14 protein-coding genes are annotated in these 16,591 nt (G+C 71.0%); all 14 read right to left on the reverse strand.

The features are described from left to right. Positions 1 to 167 precede the first annotated feature (167 nt). Positions 168 to 1,079, reverse strand: a complete 912-nt coding sequence (gene lpxC, locus JG616_RS13035; protein ID WP_199362699.1) for a UDP-3-O-acyl-N-acetylglucosamine deacetylase — start codon at positions 1,077 to 1,079, stop codon at positions 168 to 170. 384 nt (positions 1,080 to 1,463) lie between these two features. Then, a complete protein-coding gene (ftsZ, locus tag JG616_RS13040) occupies positions 1,464 to 2,714 on the reverse strand; it encodes a cell division protein FtsZ (protein ID WP_199362698.1) in 1,251 nt (416 codons plus the stop codon). A gap of 161 nt (positions 2,715 to 2,875) precedes the next feature. Beyond that, a complete protein-coding gene (ftsA, locus tag JG616_RS13045) occupies positions 2,876 to 4,111 on the reverse strand; it encodes a cell division protein FtsA (protein WP_189498659.1) in 1,236 nt (411 codons plus the stop codon). Beyond that, positions 4,108 to 4,815: a cell division protein FtsQ/DivIB gene (locus JG616_RS13050; protein ID WP_199392849.1), complete on the reverse strand. Its 708-nt coding sequence runs from the start codon at positions 4,813 to 4,815 to the stop codon at positions 4,108 to 4,110. The genes ftsA and JG616_RS13050 overlap by 4 nt, the downstream gene beginning before the upstream one ends. Continuing rightward, on the reverse strand, positions 4,812 to 5,750 hold the full coding sequence (locus tag JG616_RS13055; RefSeq protein WP_199392850.1) for a D-alanine--D-alanine ligase: 939 nt from the start codon (positions 5,748 to 5,750) through the stop codon (positions 4,812 to 4,814). The genes JG616_RS13050 and JG616_RS13055 overlap by 4 nt, the downstream gene beginning before the upstream one ends. Beyond that, positions 5,747 to 7,201, reverse strand: a complete 1,455-nt coding sequence (murC, locus tag JG616_RS13060) for a UDP-N-acetylmuramate--L-alanine ligase (RefSeq protein WP_199392851.1) — start codon at positions 7,199 to 7,201, stop codon at positions 5,747 to 5,749. Before murC ends, JG616_RS13055 begins: the two co-directional genes overlap by 4 nt. After that, positions 7,198 to 8,508, reverse strand: coding sequence for a putative lipid II flippase FtsW (ftsW, locus tag JG616_RS13065; protein WP_199392852.1), 1,311 nt, complete (start codon positions 8,506 to 8,508; stop codon positions 7,198 to 7,200). Before ftsW ends, murC begins: the two co-directional genes overlap by 4 nt. Further along, on the reverse strand, positions 8,508 to 9,593 hold the full coding sequence (mraY, locus tag JG616_RS13070; RefSeq protein WP_199362693.1) for a phospho-N-acetylmuramoyl-pentapeptide-transferase: 1,086 nt from the start codon (positions 9,591 to 9,593) through the stop codon (positions 8,508 to 8,510). The genes ftsW and mraY overlap by 1 nt, the downstream gene beginning before the upstream one ends. Then, positions 9,583 to 11,067, reverse strand: a complete 1,485-nt coding sequence (gene murF / locus JG616_RS13075) for a UDP-N-acetylmuramoyl-tripeptide--D-alanyl-D-alanine ligase (RefSeq protein ID WP_199392853.1) — start codon at positions 11,065 to 11,067, stop codon at positions 9,583 to 9,585. Before murF ends, mraY begins: the two co-directional genes overlap by 11 nt. Beyond that, a complete protein-coding gene (locus tag JG616_RS13080) occupies positions 11,064 to 12,539 on the reverse strand; it encodes a UDP-N-acetylmuramoyl-L-alanyl-D-glutamate--2,6-diaminopimelate ligase (protein ID WP_199392854.1) in 1,476 nt (491 codons plus the stop codon). The genes murF and JG616_RS13080 overlap by 4 nt, the downstream gene beginning before the upstream one ends. Next, positions 12,536 to 14,395, reverse strand: a complete 1,860-nt coding sequence (locus JG616_RS13085; protein ID WP_199392855.1) for a penicillin-binding protein 2 — start codon at positions 14,393 to 14,395, stop codon at positions 12,536 to 12,538. Before JG616_RS13085 ends, JG616_RS13080 begins: the two co-directional genes overlap by 4 nt. Beyond that, positions 14,392 to 14,655: a cell division protein FtsL gene (gene ftsL, locus JG616_RS13090; protein ID WP_199362689.1), complete on the reverse strand. Its 264-nt coding sequence runs from the start codon at positions 14,653 to 14,655 to the stop codon at positions 14,392 to 14,394. The genes JG616_RS13085 and ftsL overlap by 4 nt, the downstream gene beginning before the upstream one ends. Then, positions 14,652 to 15,608, reverse strand: coding sequence for a 16S rRNA (cytosine(1402)-N(4))-methyltransferase RsmH (gene rsmH, locus JG616_RS13095; protein ID WP_343225027.1), 957 nt, complete (start codon positions 15,606 to 15,608; stop codon positions 14,652 to 14,654). The genes ftsL and rsmH overlap by 4 nt, the downstream gene beginning before the upstream one ends. Next, the gene (locus tag JG616_RS13100; RefSeq protein ID WP_199362688.1) at positions 15,605 to 16,060 is read right to left on the reverse strand and encodes a division/cell wall cluster transcriptional repressor MraZ; all 456 of its coding nucleotides are present in this window, start codon (positions 16,058 to 16,060) and stop codon (positions 15,605 to 15,607) included. The genes rsmH and JG616_RS13100 overlap by 4 nt, the downstream gene beginning before the upstream one ends. Between the last annotated feature and the right edge of the window lie 531 nt (positions 16,061 to 16,591).

The raw sequence follows: 16,591 nt of genomic DNA on the forward strand, positions 1-16,591 counted from the left end.
TAGGAGCGGCTATAGCCGCGATCGATCTCGAACGATGAAAGCAACCCTGATGGGTGCCATTGCCCCGCGCGGATGCCGATGTGGATCGCCGCAGGGTCTGCATCCGGGATACAGCGGAGGGCGATCGCGGCTGTAGCCGCTCCTACAGGGGGAGCCGGGGGAGCGCGCTACGCCGCCGGCTGCAGGGCGCCGTAGGCGACCGGGCTGGTATCCGTCTCGGGGTAGGTCACCTCTTCCCACGCGCCCTCTTCGGCCAGCAGCGCGCGCACCAGCTTGTTGTTGAGCGCATGGCCGGACTTGAAGCCCTCGAAGGCGCCGATGATCGGTCGCCCCGCCAGGTAGAGGTCACCGACCGCGTCGAGGATCTTGTGGCGCACGAACTCGTCGGCGTAGCGCAGGCCGTCCTCGTTCAGCACCCGGAAGTCGTCGAGGACGATGGCGTTGTCCATCGAGCCGCCCAGGCCCAGGTTGCGGTCGCGCATGTACTCGAGGTCGCGCATGAAGCCGAAGGTGCGCGCGCGGCTGACCTCGCGGATGTAGTTCTCGGTCGAGAACTCCACCTCGGCCCGCGAGCGGGTGGTCGGGATGGCGGGATGGTTGAAGTCGATGGTGAACCCGAGGCGGAAGCCGTCGTAGGGCTCGAAGCGGGCGATCTTGTCGCCCTCGCGGACCTCGACCGGGCGGGTCACGCGGATGAAGCGCTTGGGCGCGTCCTGCTCGACGACGCCCGCCGACTGCAGCAGGAACACGAACGGGCCCGACGAGCCGTCCATGATCGGCACCTCGGCGGCGGACAGCTCGACCATGATGTTGTCGATGCCGAGCCCCGCCAGGGCCGACATCAGGTGCTCGACGGTCTGCACGTTGGCGCCGTCAGTGGACAGGCCGGTGCAGAGCGTGGTCTCGGTGACCAGGGTGGCCGCGGCCGGGATCTCGACGGCCGGCTCGACGTCGATGCGGCGGAACACGATGCCCGAGTCGGTCGGCGCCGGGCGCAGGGTCATATAGACCTTCTCGCCACTGTGCAGCCCCACGCCGGTGGCGCGGGTGACGTTTCGGATGGTGCGCTGCTGGGCCATTCGCGGGGGCTCTGGGTCCTGAGCGGCCGCGCGGGGCGGGCGCCAAATGAAAGCGGTTCGCAATTTAGCACGCGACAGGCTGAACCTGAACGGTGCGGGGTGGCCGTTGGCGGGCTTTGCCGTGGACGCACTGTCCTGCGTGCAGGGCGCGGCTATGGGTGCGATTGAAGCGGCGGAGGCAAGCGCAATAGCAACCTGTAGGAGCGGCTATAGCCGCGATGGCGTTGGCTCTCGACGACCGCGCGTACCAGGACGTGCGGCGATCGCGGCTATAGCCGCTCCTACAGGGGCGGACGGGGCGTGGCGAGGGCGCGCGCTCGGGGCTGGAGCGCCCCGAGCCACACGGCTGCCAATGGGCCCCGCCATCGGCGGGGCCCCTTCCGGTCAGTCGGCCTGGCGGCGCAGGAAGGCCGGGATGTCGAGGTAGCCGGACTCGTTGCCACCGCCGAAGTCGGCAACGGCGGGCGTGACCGGCGCGGCGGCCGGCTCGGCCGAGCCGCGGCGCAGGCCGAAGCCGCCCGTGGCCGCGACCGGCTGCTGCACCTCGTCCTCGATCAGCATGCCGGTGGTGCCGTCGCGGCGGCCGGTGTTGATCAGCTGGATGTGCGACCGGCGCTGCGGCTCCTGGTAGGCGTCGGCGCGGCCATGGCCGTGGCCGGTGCTGCGCGCGCGGCTGGCGTTGAGGCCGGTCGCCACGACCGTGACCCGCACGTCGTCCTGCATGTCTGGGTCGAGCACGGTGCCGATGACGATGGTCGCGTCCTCGCTGGCGAAGTTCTCCACCGTGCGGCCGACTTCGTCGAACTCGCTCATGGTGAAGTCCGGGCCGGCGGTGATGTTGACCAGAATGCCGTTGGCGCCGGCCAGATTGACGTCGTCGAGCAGCGGGTTCTGGATCGCGGACTCGGCGGCGGCCTGGGCGCGGTCGTCGCCGCGGGCGGTGCCGGTGCCCATCATCGCCAGGCCCATTTCGCCCATCACGGTGCGCACGTCGGCGAAGTCGACGTTGATCAGGCCCGGGCGGACGATCAGGTCGGCGATGCCCTGCACCGCGCCCAGCAGCACGTCGTTGGCGGCGCGGAAGGCCTGCACCATCGTGGCGTTGCGGCCGAGCACGGTGATCAGCTTCTCGTTGGGGATGGTGATCAGCGAGTCGCAGCTGGCGGCCAGCTCCTCGATGCCCTTCAGCGCGACCTGCATGCGGCGGCGGCCTTCGAACGGAAACGGCTTGGTGACCACGGCGACGGTCAGGATGCCCATCTCCTTGGCCAGCTGCGCGACGACGGGCGCCGCACCGGTGCCGGTGCCGCCGCCCATGCCGGCGGTGATGAAGACCATGTCCGCGCCCTGCAGCGCTTCCATGATCTGGTCGCGGTCCTCGAGCGCGGCCTGGCGGCCGACTTCCGGATTGGCACCTGCGCCCAGGCCCTTGGTGACGCTGGTGCCGAGCTGCAGCTGCAGCTTGGAGCCGCAGTTCTTGATCGCCTGCGCGTCGGTGTTGGCGGTGATGAACTCCACGCCGTCCACGCTGCTGTTGACCATGTGGTTGACGGCGTTGCCACCGCCGCCACCCACGCCGATGACCTTGATGACGGCGTTGGGAGCCATCTTTTCAACCAGTTCGAAGTGCGCCATGTCCGTAGTCCTCTTGATGTCGTGATGTGGTGCTGGTTTTTGTTGTTATGGGTGTCGCGGGGTGGTGCGGATGCTTCGTTTTCGTTTTCGACGGGTGTGGTGGGAGGGGTCGCAGCTGTAGCTGCTCCTACAAAGGGCGGCCTGCCGGGGTCTGGCCATGGTCAGAACTCCCCCTGGAACCAGGTCTTGAGCTTCTTCAGGACGCTGCCGGCGCGGCCGGTGGGCAGCACGGGGCGGCGAGGGTGCTCGATCTGGCTGCCCATCAGCAGCAGGCCGACGCCGGTGGCGTGGACCGGGTTGTTCACGACTTCGCCCAGGCCGGTCACGTGCTGCGGGATGCCCACGCGCACCGGCATCTGCAGCATTTCCTCGGCCAGTTCGACCACGCCTTCCATCTTCGCGGCGCCGCCGGTGAGCACCATGCCGGCGCGCACGTGCTGCTCGAAGCCGGAGCGGCGCAGTTCGGCCTGCACCATTTCGAAGATCTCCTCGTAGCGGGCCTGCACGGCCTGCGCCAGCGACTGGCGCGGCAGGCGGCGCGGGGGGCGGTCGCCGACGCTCGGCACCTGGATCGACTCTTCGCTGGTGGCCAGCTGCGCCAGCGCGCAGGCGTAGCGGACCTTGATCTGCTCGGCCTCGGGCGTGGGCGTGCGCAGCATGTGCGCGATGTCCTCGGTGACCTTGTCGCCGGCGATCGGCAGAGAAGAGGTGTGGCAGATCGCGCCCTGCACGAACACGGCCAGATCCGTGGTGCCGGCGCCGATGTCGACCATCACCACGCCCAGCTCGCGCTCGTCGCTGGTCAACACCGCGGTGCTGGACGCCAGCGAGGACAGCACCAGGTCGTCGATCTGCAGGTCGCAGCGCTGCACGCACTTGGAGATGTTGGCCGCCGCCGATTGCGCGCAGACCACCAGGTGCGCGTGCACCTCCAGACGCACGCCGGTCATGCCGACGGGATTGCGGATGCCTTCCTGCGAGTCATCGAGCACGTACTCGCGCGGGATGGCGTGCAGGATCTTCTGGTCGGCCGGGATCGCGACCGCCTTGGCGGCGTCGAGCACGCGGTCGAGGTCCGACCAGGTCACTTCGCCGTCGCGGATCGGCACGATGCCCGGCGAGTTCTTGCACTGCACGTGGCTGCCCGAGATCGAGGCGTAGACCGAGCGGATGTCGCAGCCGGCCATCAGCTCGGCCTCCTCGATCGCACGCTGGATCGACTGCACGGTGGACTCGATGTCGACCACCACGCCGCGCTTGAGGCCGCGCGATTCGTGGCTGCCGATGCCGATAACCTCGATCGGGTTGCCCGGCGAATACTCGCCCACCAGGGCCACCACCTTGGAGGTGCCGATGTCGAGGCCGACGATCAGGGCTTTGTCGCCTTTGCGGTTCATGCAGTGCTTTCCTCGGCCCAGGTCAGGGCGAAGCCATTCGTGTATCGGAGATCTGCGCGCGACAGCGGCAGCTGTTCCTGCTGCAGCAGCTGCGGCAGGAGGCGGGCGAAACGGGCCATGCGGATGCGCGCCTGGTGGCTGCCGATGACCACCTCGGTGCCGTTGGAGAGGACCATCGCCCAGCTGCCGCGGTTGTCGAGCAGCAGCGCGCGCACGCTGTAACCAGCCGGCGCGAACAGGCCGCTGGCTTCCTGGTACAGCTCGACCACCTCGTCGACGCGACCGTCGGGGCCGTGCAGCAGCGGCAGGCCCTGCGGCACGTCGACATCGGCGGCGGGGAATACGCGGCCCTGCTGCGACAGCAGGCGGCCCTCGCCCCAGCGCGCATAGGGACGGTGTTCGCTGACCCGCACTTCGAGCACGTCGGGCCAGCGCTTGGACACCTCCGCCTGCTCCACCCAGGGCAGGCGCGCGACGGCGTGGCGCGCCTCGTCCAGGCGCACCGCGAAGAAGCCCTGCTGCGCAAAGGGCAGCACCGCCTCGCGGACGACGGCCGGATCGACCTGCTGCAGGTTGTCGTTGATCCGCAGCGTGCGCAGCGGCCAGCGCTCGGCGCCGATCCAGCCCTGGACCACGGCGACCACCGGCAGCGCGACCAGCGCCACCGCGAGCGTCCAGGCGAGGATGCGCGCCAGTGCGCTCACAGCGTCTGCTCCAGCACGCGCCAGCACAGCTCGGCGTAGTCGCAGCCCAGCTGCGCGGCGGCCTTGGGCACCAGCGAATGGCTGGTCATGCCCGGCGCGGTGTTCACCTCGATCAGCTGCAGGCCGCGCTCTCGGTCGCGCATCACGTCGACGCGGCCCCAGCCGCTGCACGCCGCCGCGCGGAACGCGCGCAGCGCGAGGTCGCGGATCGCGGCTTCATCATCGCCGTCGAGGCCCGGACACAGGTACTGCGTGTCCTCGGCGACGTACTTGGCGTGGTAGTCGTACCACTCGCCGGCCGGCACGATGCGGATCGACGGCAGGGCGACGTCGCCGAGGATGCCGACGGTCAGCTCGTCGCCGCGCACCATCTGCTCCATCAGCAGCTCTCCGTCGTACGCGGCCGCGAACGCGATCGCCGGCGCCAGGTCGGCCTCGGCCAGCACGCGGAACACGCCGACGCTGGAGCCTTCGGACGACGGTTTGACGAACACGGGATAGCCGAGGCGCGCGGCGGCGGCGGCCAGGTCGGCGCCCTTCGCCAGCCGCTCGTAGCGCGGGGTCGGCAGGCCTTCGGACAGCCAGACCTGCTTGGTGCGGATCTTGTCCATGGTCAACGCGCTGCCGAGCACGCGCGAGCCGGTGTACGGCACGCCAAGCGCGTCGAGCAGGCCCTGGAGCGTGCCGTTCTCGCCGGCGCCGCCGTGGAGGATGTTGAACACGCGGGCGTAGCGCCCGGCCTGCAGCTCGGCCAGCAGCGTCGGGACGCCGTCGACGGCGTGCGCGTCCACGCCGCGCGAGCGCAGGGCCTCGAGCACGCCGGCGCCGGAGTCCAGCGACACCTCGCGTTCGCTGGTGTCGCCGCCCAGCAGCACGGCCACGCGGCCGAAGGCGGTGGCATCGGTCACGCGCAGTGCGGGCAGGTGCAGGCTCATGCGCCCTCCCCCGCGGCCGGGAAGCCGTCGGCGGCCAGGCTCTGCGAGGCGTGGCCGATGTCGCCGGCGCCCATGACCAGCAGCAGGTCGCCGTCCTCGAGGATGTCGGGCAGCACGTCGCGCAGGTCGCCCGGTCCGTTGACCACGACCGGGTCGATGCGGCCGCGGGCGCGGATGGCGCGCGCCAGCGCACGCGCGTCGGCATTCGGCAGCGGCTGCTCGCCGGCCGGGTAGACCTCGGTCAGCACCAGCGCGTCGACGTCGGACAGGACGCCCGCGAAGTCGTCGAGCAGGTCGCGCGTGCGGCTGTAGCGGTGCGGCTGGAAGGCCACGACCAGGCGGCGCTCGGGCCAGCCGCCGCGCGCGGCTTCGAACACCGCCGCCAGTTCGCGCGGATGGTGCCCGTAGTCGTCGACCAGCTGCACCCGCGCGCCGCGCGCGGTCGTGAGCTCGGCCAGGCGGTTGAAGCGGCGGCCGACGCCCGCGAACTTCGCCAGCGCGGTGCGCATCGCGTCCGGCTGGACGCCCAGCTCCCAGGCCACCGCCGCCGCCGCGAGCGCGTTCTGCACGTTGTGCCGGCCCGGCATCGCCAGCTCCATCGGCGTGGACGAGCCGTCGGGCAGCACCAGATCGAAGGACATCGTCGCGCCGTCCTGGCGCACGTTGTCGGCGCGCACGTCGGCGTCGGCATGGAAGCCGTAGGTCATCACGTGGCGCGAAACCGTGCCGGCCAGCGCCGCCACTTCGGGGTCGTCGATGCACAGCACCGCGAGGCCGTAGAACGGCAGCCGGTGCAGGAACTCGGAGAAGGCCTGCTGCACGCGCGCGAAATCGCCGCCGTAGTTCTCCAGGTGGTCGACGTCGATGTTGGTGACGATGGCGACCAGCGGATTCAGGCGCAGGAAGCTGCCGTCGCTCTCGTCGGCCTCGGCCACCAGCCAGTCGCCGCCGCCCAGGCGCGCGTTGGCGCCGGCGGCCAGCAGCTTGCCGCCGATGACGAAGGTGGGATCGAGGCCACCTTCGGCCAGCACGCTCGCCAGCAACGAGGTGGTGGTGGTCTTGCCATGGGTTCCGGCGACGGCGACGCCGCGGCGGAAGCGCATCAGCTCGGCCAGCATCTCGGCGCGCGGCACCACCGGGATGCGCTGCGCGCGGGCTTCCAGCAGCTCCGGGTTGTCGGGCTGGATGGCGCTCGACACCACCACGCAGTCGGTGCCCAGCACGTTGGCCGCGCCGTGGCCGCGATGCACGGTCGCGCCAAGGCCCGCGAGGCGGCGCGTCACCGCGCTGTCGGCCATGTCCGAACCCGAGACCTGGTAGCCCAGCGTGCACAGCACCTCGGCGATGCCGCTCATGCCGGTGCCGCCGATGCCGATGAAATGCACGCGCGAATGCCGCCGCGCGAAGTCGGCCATCGGCACGCCGTGGGTATCGTGAAGGCGGCGGATCATGCCTGGGCTCCGGGGCTGAGGCGGGGCTCGATGCGCTGGCGCAGGCGGCTGGTGCCGCGCGCGGCCAGCGACGGCACCGGCTGGGTGGTGGCGGGCATCGGCGCCGGCGGCGCGGCCGGCGAGGCGGCTTCGCCACGCAGGCGCGCGACCTGGCGCTGGGTACGGTCGAGCTCGTAGGACACGCGCAGCAGCAGGCCCACCGCGACGCAGGTCATCATCACGCTGGAGCCGCCCGACGAGACCAGCGGCAGGGTCAGCCCCTTGGTCGGCAGCAGGCCGAGGTTCACGCCGATCGAGACCAGGGTCTGCAGGCTCATCCACAGCGCGATGCCGAAGGCGATGTAGCCGGCGAAGTGGCGGCGGTTCTCGACGCAGCGCAGCCCGATCAGGAAGGCGCGGCCGACCAGCAGCGCGTACAGCCCGATCACCAGGCAGACGCCGACGAAGCCGAGCTCCTCGGCGATCACCGCGAGGATGAAGTCGGTATGCGCTTCGGGCAGGTAGTTGAGCTTCTGGATCGAAGCGCCCAGGCCCACGCCCCAGAACTCGCCGCGACCGACCGCCATCAGCGCGTTGGCCAGCTGGTAACCGCTGTTGAACGGATCGGCGAAGGGGTCCATGAAGGAGGTGAGGCGGCGCATGCGGTAGGGCTCGGCGATCGCCACCGCGGCCAGCGCCGGCAGCAGCAGCACCACCGGCGCGGCCATCCGCGGCAGGTGGACGCCGCCCAGCACCAGCATCCCGGCGGTGATCGCCAGGATCAGCGCCAAGGAGCCGAAGTCGGGCTGGAAGGCGAGCAGGACCATCAGCACCACGGCCACGCCGATCGGCTTCAGCATCGCGCCCCAGGTGGCATTGACCTCGTCGCGGAAGCGCACCAGGTAGCTGGCCAGCCAGACGATGTACATCACCTTGACCGCCTCGACGGCCTGGAACTTCGACACCCCGAGGTTGATCCAGCGCTGCGCGCCGTTGACGCTCGAGCCAAGACCGGGGATGAACACCGCCAGCAGCGCCAGCACGCACCCCAGCAGCAGCAGCCGGTCGTAGCGCTCGACGGTCTTGAGCTCCAGCCGCATCGCCACGAAGGCGAGCACGCCGCCCAGGCCCATGAACACCACGTGGCGCACCAGGAAATGGTTGGGGCCCACGCCCAGCTCCTCGCCGATGGCGATCGAGCTCGAGCCCACCATCACGATGCCGAGCGACGCCAGCGCCAGTGCTGCACCGAGCATCCACGGGTCGTAGCGCCCGCCGATGGACTCGAGGCGGACGGCCTGGCTGCTGCGGTCGTGGGTCCTGTCCATCAGCGCACCTTCAAGGTGGCGAGGCCGACCAGCACGAGGATCACCGAGATGATCCAGAAGCGCACGATCACGCGCGGCTCCGGCCAGCCCTTGAGCTCGAAGTGATGGTGGATGGGCGCCATGCGGAACACGCGCTTGCCGGTGAGCTTGAAGCTGGCGACCTGGATCATCACCGACAGCGTCTCGATGACGAAGATGCCGCCCATCACCACCAGCACCAGCTCCTGGCGCACGATCACCGCGATGCAGCCGAGCACGGCGCCCAGCGCCAGCGCGCCGATGTCGCCCATGAAGACCATCGCCGGATAGGTGTTGAACCAGAGGAATCCGAGGCCGGACCCCGCGATCGCGGCGCAGATGATCACCAGTTCGCCGGCCCCCGGCACCCGCGGGATCTGCAGGTACTCGGCGAACACCGCGTTGCCCGAGGCATAGGCGAACACGCCCAGCGCGCAGGCCACCAGCACGGTCGGCATGATCGCCAGGCCGTCCAGGCCGTCGGTCAGGTTGACCGCGTTGGAGAAGCCGACGATCCAGAAGTAGGCGATGGCGACGAAGGACACCCCGGCCAGCGGCAGCGCCACCGCCTTGAAGAACGGGATGTAGAACGTGGTCGCGACGGGCGTGTCGGCGCTGAACCACAGGAACAGGCCGGCGGCGAGGCCGATCACCGACTGCAGCGCGTACTTGGTTCGCGAGCGCATGCCGTTGGGGTCGCGCTTCACGATCTTGATCCAGTCGTCCCACCAGCCGATGGCACCGAAGCCGGCCATCACCACCAGCACCAGCCACACGTGCTTGTTGCGCAGGTCGCCCCACAGCAGCACCGAGGCCAGCACCGTGATCAGGATCAGCCCACCGCCCATGGTCGGCGTGCCGGCCTTGGAGAAATGCGTCTGCGGGCCGTCCTGGCGGATCGGCTGCCCACCCTTGTACTGGGCCAGCTTGCGGATCACCGCCGGACCCCACCAGAGCGACAGCGCCAGCGAGGTCAGGGCCGCGAGGATGCCGCGGAAGGTCAGGTAGCCGAACAGGCCGAACAGGCCTTCGAGCTGCTGCAGCCAGCGCGTGAGTTCAAGCAGCATCGGTGTCGACTCCTTCAAGCAACGCGCGGACCACGCGATCCATCGCGCTGCCGCGCGAACCCTTCACCAGCACCGTGGGCACCGGCCGATCGCCCGCCACCGCAGGCGAACGACCCGCCCCTGTGGGAGCGGCTACAGCCGCGATCCGGGCGTCTTCGACAGCTGGCATCGGCGGCGCGGCGATCGCGGCTGTAGCCGCTCCTACAAGGGCGTCCTTCACCGCGGCGGCTAGCTCTGCGTGGGATGTGAACACCGCGCCGCCCTCGCCGAACGCCTCGGCCGCCTTCGCCGCCAGCGTGCCCAGCGCGAACAGCCGCGCCACGCCCGCCTCGCGCGCGCGGCGGCCCGCGGCCGCGTGCAGCGCTTCGGCGTCCTCGCCCAGTTCGCGCATGTCGCCGAGCACCAGCCAGCCGCCACCGCCGGCCGTGGCCAGGGTGTCGATCGCCGCGGCCAGCGAACCCGGATTGGCGTTGTAGCTGTCGTCGACCAGCCAGGCACCTGGCAGGCGGTGGCGCACCAGGCGGCCCTGCACCGGCCGGGCCAGCGTGAGCCCCTCGGCAATCGCAGCAAGCGGGGCGTCGCAGGCCAAGGCCAGCGCCGCCGCGGCCATCGCATTGGCGACGTTGTGCCGGCCCGGCAGCGCCAGCGCGACCGCGGCCTCGCCCAGCGGCGTCACCAGCACGAAGTCGCTGCCGTCCTCGCGCAGCACCAGGTCGCGCACGCGCACGTCGGCGCGGGCGACAAAGCCGAAGCGCAGGATCCGCCGGCCATGCGCGCGCTCGGCGAAGAACGACTCGAAGGCGTCGTCGGCGTTGACCACCGCGGTGCCATCGGCCGGAAGGGCGTCGTAGATCGCGCCCTTGACGTCGGCGACGTTGGCGATCGTGCCCATGCGCTCGAGGTGCGCGGGGGCGATGTTGTTCACCAGCGCCACGCGCGGCGCCGCGATGGCGGCGAGGTAGGCGATGTCGCCAGGCTTGCCGGCACCCATCTCGTAGACCGCGAAGCGCGCCGCGTCGTCGGCGTCGATCATCGCCAGCGGCAGGCCGATCTCGTTGTTGCGGTTGCCCGGGCTCGCGACCACGGTCGCGAAGCGCCCGAGGATCGACAGGGCGAGCTCCTTGACGCTGGTCTTGCCGTTGCTGCCGGTGATCGCGACCACCGACTGCCCGACGCGCGCGGCCTGCAATGTGCGGGCAAGCGACCCCAGCGCCTCGACCGTGTCGCCGACCACGACCTGCGGCAGCGGCGCGTCCACGGGATGCGACACCAGGGCCGCGACGGCGCCGTTGGCGGCGGCCGCGGCGACATGCGCATGGCCGTCGAACTGATCACCGGCGATCGCCACGAACAGCGGCGCGCCGCCCGCGGCCAGGGTCCGGCTGTCGCTCACGACCGCGTCGACGAGCAGGTCCTCGCCCTGGAGCCGGCCGTTGCAGGCCTGCGCGACCTGCGAGAGCGCCATCGGCTTCATGCCCGGCCTCCGAGGGCGCGCTGCGCCACGTCGTGGTCGTCGAAGGGATGGCGGACGCCGCCGATCTCCTGCCAGGACTCGTGGCCCTTGCCGGCGACCAGCACGATGTCGCCGGGACCCGCCGCGCCCACGGCACGCGCGATGGCGGCGGCGCGGTCGCGCTGCACCGTCACCCGCGACGCGTCGGCGAACCCGGCCATGATTTCGGCCACGATGGCATCGCCGTCTTCGCCGCGCGGGTTGTCGTCGGTCACGATCACGGCGTCGGCGCCCTGCTCGGCCGCGGCGGCCATCTCCGGGCGCTTGCCGCGGTCGCGCTCGCCGCCGCAGCCGAAGACGCAGGTGATGCGGCCGGCGGCGTGGGCGCGGACGCTGGACAGCGCCTGCATGAGGGCGTCCGGCGTGTGCGCGTAGTCGACCACGACCAGCGGCAGGCCATCGTGGCCGCCGAGGCGGTTCATGCGCCCGGCGATCGGCTGCAGCCGGCCCAGCACGCCGGCGATCGCGTCGGCGGCGACGCCCTGGGCATGCAGCACGCCGGCGACGGCCAGCAGGTTCTCGACGTTGAAGCGGCCGAGCAGCGGCGAACGCACGGCGTGCAGCGCCTGGCCCACGCGCAGCCCGAAGGCGATCCCCGCCGCGTCGAGCACGACGTCCGATGCCGCCACCTCGGCCCGCGCGTCGTCGCGCGCGCTGGTGGCGATGCGGCGCAGGCCCGGGGGCAGGCGCGCGAACAGTTCCTGGCCGAAGCCGTCGTCGACGTTGACCACCGCGGCCGCGAGCCCAGGCACCGCGAACAGGCGCTCCTTGGCCGCGCCGTAGGTGGCCATGTCGCCGTGGTAGTCGAGGTGGTCGCGGGTGAGGTTGGTGAACACGCCGACTTCGAAATGCACCGCGTCCACGCGGCCCTGGTCGAGCGCGTGCGAACTGGTTTCCATCGCCACCGCCTGCGCGCCGGCGTCGCGCAGCTCGGCGAGCAGCGCGTGCACCTGCAGCACCAGCGGCGTGGTGAAGCCGGTCGGGCGCACGTCGCCGTGCAGGCCCGCGCCCAGCGTGCCGATCGTCGCGGCGCGGCGGCCGAGCAGCTCCCAGGCCTGCGCCAGCAGTTGCACGGTCGAGGTCTTGCCGTTGGTGCCGGTCACGGCGACCGTGGACATCGCCGCCGAAGGACGGCCATGGAAGGCATCGGCCATCGCGCCCATGCGCGCGCGCAGGCCGGGGACGGCGATCGCGCCGGCAGGCGGCGCAGGCACGTCGCCCGGCACCGGCGGCTCGAAGAGCACCGCGGCGGCACCATCGGCCAGCGCGCGCCCGGCAAAGTGCAGGCCATGGGTGCCGAAGCCGCCGATGGCGACGAAGCCGTCGCCTGCGCGCACGCTGCGGCTGTCGAGCACCAGGCCCGACACCTCGAGCGACGGCGGCACGCCGTCGACGTCGGGCAGCAGTTCGGCCAGGCGCATGCGGCGGCTCACCGACGGCCTCCCGGAGCGGCGGCTGCCGGCAACGAGGCCGGGGTGGCACCGGCCGGCAGCGCGCCCGCGGACAACGCGGCACTCGCGCGCGCCTGGCGTGGCGCACTCCGCGCGCGCTCCTTCGCCTGCTGCTTGGCCTGCTCGGCCAGCCAGGTCTCGATGTCATCCGGTGGCACGTCCATCAGGCGCAGGGCGCCCTCCATGGTCTTCTGGAACACCGGGCCGGCCACGGCGCCGCCGTAGATGCCCTTGGCGGGATCCGGATCGTCGATCACCACCACCATCGAGTAGCGCGGGTTCTCGACCGGCACCACGCCGGCGAAGAAGGACACGTAGCGGCGCGAGTAGCCGCCGCCCGAGGCCTTGCGCGCGGTACCGGTCTTGCCGGCCACGTGGTAGCCGGGAATCGCGGCCTGGATCGCGGTGCCGCCCGGCTCGGTGACCGTCTGCATCATCTTCAGCACGGTGTCGGCCACGCCGGCATCCATCACCTGCGCGGGCTCTTCGTGCTGGCCCTTGACCAGGGTCGGGCGCACGGCGCGCCCGTGGTTGGCCAGCGTGGCGTAGGCGCGCGCGATCTGCAGCGGCGTGACCGACAGGCCGTAGCCGTAGCTCATGGTCTGCTTGCTGGTGCCGCTCCAGTTGGCGGCCGGCGGCAGCAGGCCCGAGGCCTCGCCGGGGAAGCCGCTGCCGGTGCTGCGGCCGAAGCCCAGGCTGGCGAGGTAGTCGTGGAAGTAGGCGTTGTCGAGCTTCGCGACGATCCGCGAGGTGCCGATGTTCGAGCTCTTGGTGATCACGCCCGTGGTGTCGAGCACGCCCAGGTTGCGGTGGTCGGTGGTGCGGTAGCGGCCGTTGGGGATCCAGCCGGGGTTGGTGTCGAAGATCGTCTGCGGGGTGATCACGCCGGCCGAGAGCCCTGCCGCCACGGTGATCGGCTTGATCGTCGAGCCGGGCTCGATGAGGTCGGTCACGGCGCGGTTGCGGCGCGCATCGCGGTGCTCGCCGGTGACCGAGTTCGGGTTGTAGGTCGGCAGGTTGGCCATGGCGAGGATCTCGCCGGTACTGATGTCCATCACCACCACCGAGCCCGCGCTGGCGCCGGTGCGCTCCAGCGTGGCGCGCAGCTCGCGGTGCGCGAGGTACTGCACGCGGCGGTCGATGCTGAGCGTGAGGTCCTTGCCCGGCTGCGCGGCGCGCACCAAGTCGACGTTCTCGACGATGCGGCCGCGGCGGTCGCGGATGACCTTCTGCGCACCCGGCGTGCCGCGCAGCCACTCGTCGAACGCGAGCTCCACGCCTTCCTGGCCGGCGTCGTCGATGTTGGTGAAGCCGAGCACGTGGGCCAGTGCCTCGCCCTGCGGATAGAAGCGGCGGAACTCGCGCTGCGAGAACACCCCGGGCACCTTGTGCGCCAGGATCGCCTCGGCCTCGTTCGGGTTGATGCGGCGCTTGAGGTAGACGAATTCCTTGTCGGCGCGCTGCGCGAGGCGGCGCTCGAGGTGGTCCAGCGGCACACCGAGGGCCTCGGCGAGCTGCGGCAGCCGGTCCGGGTGCTTGAGCAGCTCCTGCGGATTGCCCCAGACGCTGTCGACCGGCGACGACACGGCCAGCGGCTCGCCGTTGCGGTCGGTGATCATGCCGCGCGAGGTGGCGATCGGGATCTCGCGCAGGAAGCGCGAATCGGCCTTCTGCTGGTAGTAGGCGTTGTCGACCAGCTGCAGGTCGACCGCGCGCGCCACCAGGATGACGCCGCAGGCGCCGAGCACGCCGACGATCAGCTTCAGCCGTCCGCGCAGGTCGAACTGCGCGCGGCCCCGCGGCCTGACGGTCCCGTTGCGGTCGCGGCGGAACCTCACGGCTGCACCACCACGATCTCGTCGGCCTCGGGGAACTTCATCCCCAGTCGCGCGCGCGCGACCTGGTCGACGCGGTTGGCCTCGGCCCAGGTCGCCTGCTCGAGCTGCAGGCGGCCGAAGTCGATGTTGAGCTCGTCGCGCTCGTCCACCAGCCGGGTCAGCTCGACGAAGAGCTGGCGATGCTGGTGGCGCGCGTGGACCACGCCGATGCCCGCGACGATGTTCGCCGCGAGCAGCACGATGACCAGGAAGCGGGTCATGCCACCGCCTCAAGCTTCTCGGCCACGCGCAGCACGGCGCTGCGCGCGCGCGGATTGTCGGCAAGCTCGTCGGAACCGGCGCGGATGGCGCCGCCGATCTCGCGCAGGGTCGGCACGAACGGCGCAGCCTCGGGCAGGCGGCGATTGCCCGCCGGTGGCTTGGCACGCGCGGCGATGAAGCGCTTGGCGATCCGGTCTTCCAGCGAGTGGAAGCTGATCACCGCCAGCCGGCCGCCCGGGCGCAGCGCGTCGTGCGCGGCGGCCAGGCCGGTCTCCAGGTCGGCCAGCTCCTGGTTGACGTGGATGCGGATGGCCTGGAACGAGCGCGTGGCGGGATGGATCTCGTGGCGGCCCGGCTTCGGACGCGGCATCACCGAGGCGATCAGCTCGGCCAGCTGCCCGGTACGGGTCAGCGGCGTCGCGATCCGGCGCTCGACGATGGTGCGGGCGATGCGGCGGCTCATCCGCTCCTCGCCGTAGGTCCACAGCACGTCGGCGATCTCGTCGGCGGAAGCGCGCGCCAGCCACTCGGCCGCGCTTTCGCCCGAGTCCGGGTCCATGCGCATGTCGAGCGGGCCGTCCTTGCCGAAGCTGAAGCCGCGCTCGGCGACGTCGAGCTGGGGCGAGGACACGCCAAGGTCGAACAGCACGCCGTCGAGTCCGGAAGAGGCGGCGTCCCAGCGGCCCAGCTCGGCGAAGCTGCCGCGGAAGATCGAGACGCGCGGATCCGTGCCGAACCCGCGTTCGGCGACGGCGATGGCCTCGGGATCCTTGTCCATCAGCAGCAGCCGGCCTCCACCCCCCAGCGCCTCCAGCACGCCACGCGCATGGCCGCCGCGGCCGAAGGTGCCATCCAGGTACGTCCCGTCCTCACGCACGCGCAGCCCTTCCATGACCTGCTTGAACAAGACCGGAAGGTGCGCGGAGCGGGCATCCGCGGCACCCACGGTCACAGCTGCAACCCGACCAGGTCGTCGCCCAGATCGTCGTCGCCCAGCGGCGTCCCGATCTGCGCGCGATGTGCCTGCTCGCTCCAGAGTTCAAACCTGTCGCCCATGCCCAGCAGGACGGCCTTCTTCTCGAGGCCCAGCGCGTTGCGCATGCTGGCGGGAATGGCGATGCGTCCGTTGCCGTCCGGCTCGACGATCGAGGCGGCGCCCACCAGCTTCAGCTGCATGGCGCGGTTGGTCGCCTTCAGGCGCGACAGCTTGTTGACGCTGTCACGCACGCCTTCCCAGACGGCGTAGGGGTAGATCCAGAGGGCGCCAACCTCGAAGGGGTTGTAGGTGATCACGAGGCGGTTGCCGAAATCGGACGCGACGATCTCCCGGTAGCCGGTCGGAATCGCCAGCCGTCCCTTGTCGTCGATCGTGATGGCGTTCTCGCCCTGCAACACGTCTGCCACTCCATACCCCTCTGCGGCGGGTTTCATGCGTCGGAAAACCACGATATTCCCGGTCTCCCCACACGGCACCACCTTAGGAGTGGCCCCCACCCTTGTCAACAGCTCCTGTGGGGAATTTTCGCCAGTGCCGTCAATGACTTGCAGCGAACTTGAGAGACTTGTTCAAGCTTTATCCACAAGCTCATGATTCGTCTCAGATTGTGAGAACCGTGACCTTCTTCACATGGTTTTGACATGTCGGGTTTGCCGGTGCCGGGCGTGGTCGCCCGCGGGTGCGAAGGTCCTCGGCGGGCAGGCTGAGCGTGGTTGCCCTTGGGTGCGAATGTCCCCCGGCGGCACGATTGCCGGGGCTCGCTCATACACCTTGGCCGCCTCCTCCTTGAATTTCGCACCCAAGGGCAACCACGCCCGGCTCCAACCGCCGAGGTGGGCTGGTGGGGAGAGCCGGGGGCACCAGCGCGGGCTGGCGACGTCGTCGCGGTGTGCGAATGCTCGGGGTGGGGGAGAAGCAGCCCCGGCGTGGGTGGGAGG

Source organism: Luteimonas sp. MC1895, from assembly GCF_016457215.1.
Lineage (GTDB): Bacteria > Pseudomonadota > Gammaproteobacteria > Xanthomonadales > Xanthomonadaceae > Luteimonas.

Excerpts from the sequence above, each read along its gene's own strand:
- ftsL (WP_199362689.1), bottom strand. The coding sequence starts at position 14,655 with ATGACCCGCTTCCTGGTCATCGTGCTGCTCGCGGCGAACATCGTCGCG.
- ftsZ (WP_199362698.1), bottom strand. The coding sequence starts at position 2,714 with ATGGCGCACTTCGAACTGGTTGAAAAGATGGCTCCCAACGCCGTCATC.
- ftsW (WP_199392852.1), bottom strand. The coding sequence starts at position 8,508 with ATGGACAGGACCCACGACCGCAGCAGCCAGGCCGTCCGCCTCGAGTCC.
- lpxC (WP_199362699.1), bottom strand. The coding sequence starts at position 1,079 with ATGGCCCAGCAGCGCACCATCCGAAACGTCACCCGCGCCACCGGCGTG.
- ftsA (WP_189498659.1), bottom strand. The coding sequence starts at position 4,111 with ATGAACCGCAAAGGCGACAAAGCCCTGATCGTCGGCCTCGACATCGGC.
- JG616_RS13055 (WP_199392850.1), bottom strand. The coding sequence starts at position 5,750 with ATGAGCCTGCACCTGCCCGCACTGCGCGTGACCGATGCCACCGCCTTC.
- mraY (WP_199362693.1), bottom strand. The coding sequence starts at position 9,593 with ATGCTGCTTGAACTCACGCGCTGGCTGCAGCAGCTCGAAGGCCTGTTC.
- murC (WP_199392851.1), bottom strand. The coding sequence starts at position 7,201 with ATGATCCGCCGCCTTCACGATACCCACGGCGTGCCGATGGCCGACTTC.
- murF (WP_199392853.1), bottom strand. The coding sequence starts at position 11,067 with ATGAAGCCGATGGCGCTCTCGCAGGTCGCGCAGGCCTGCAACGGCCGG.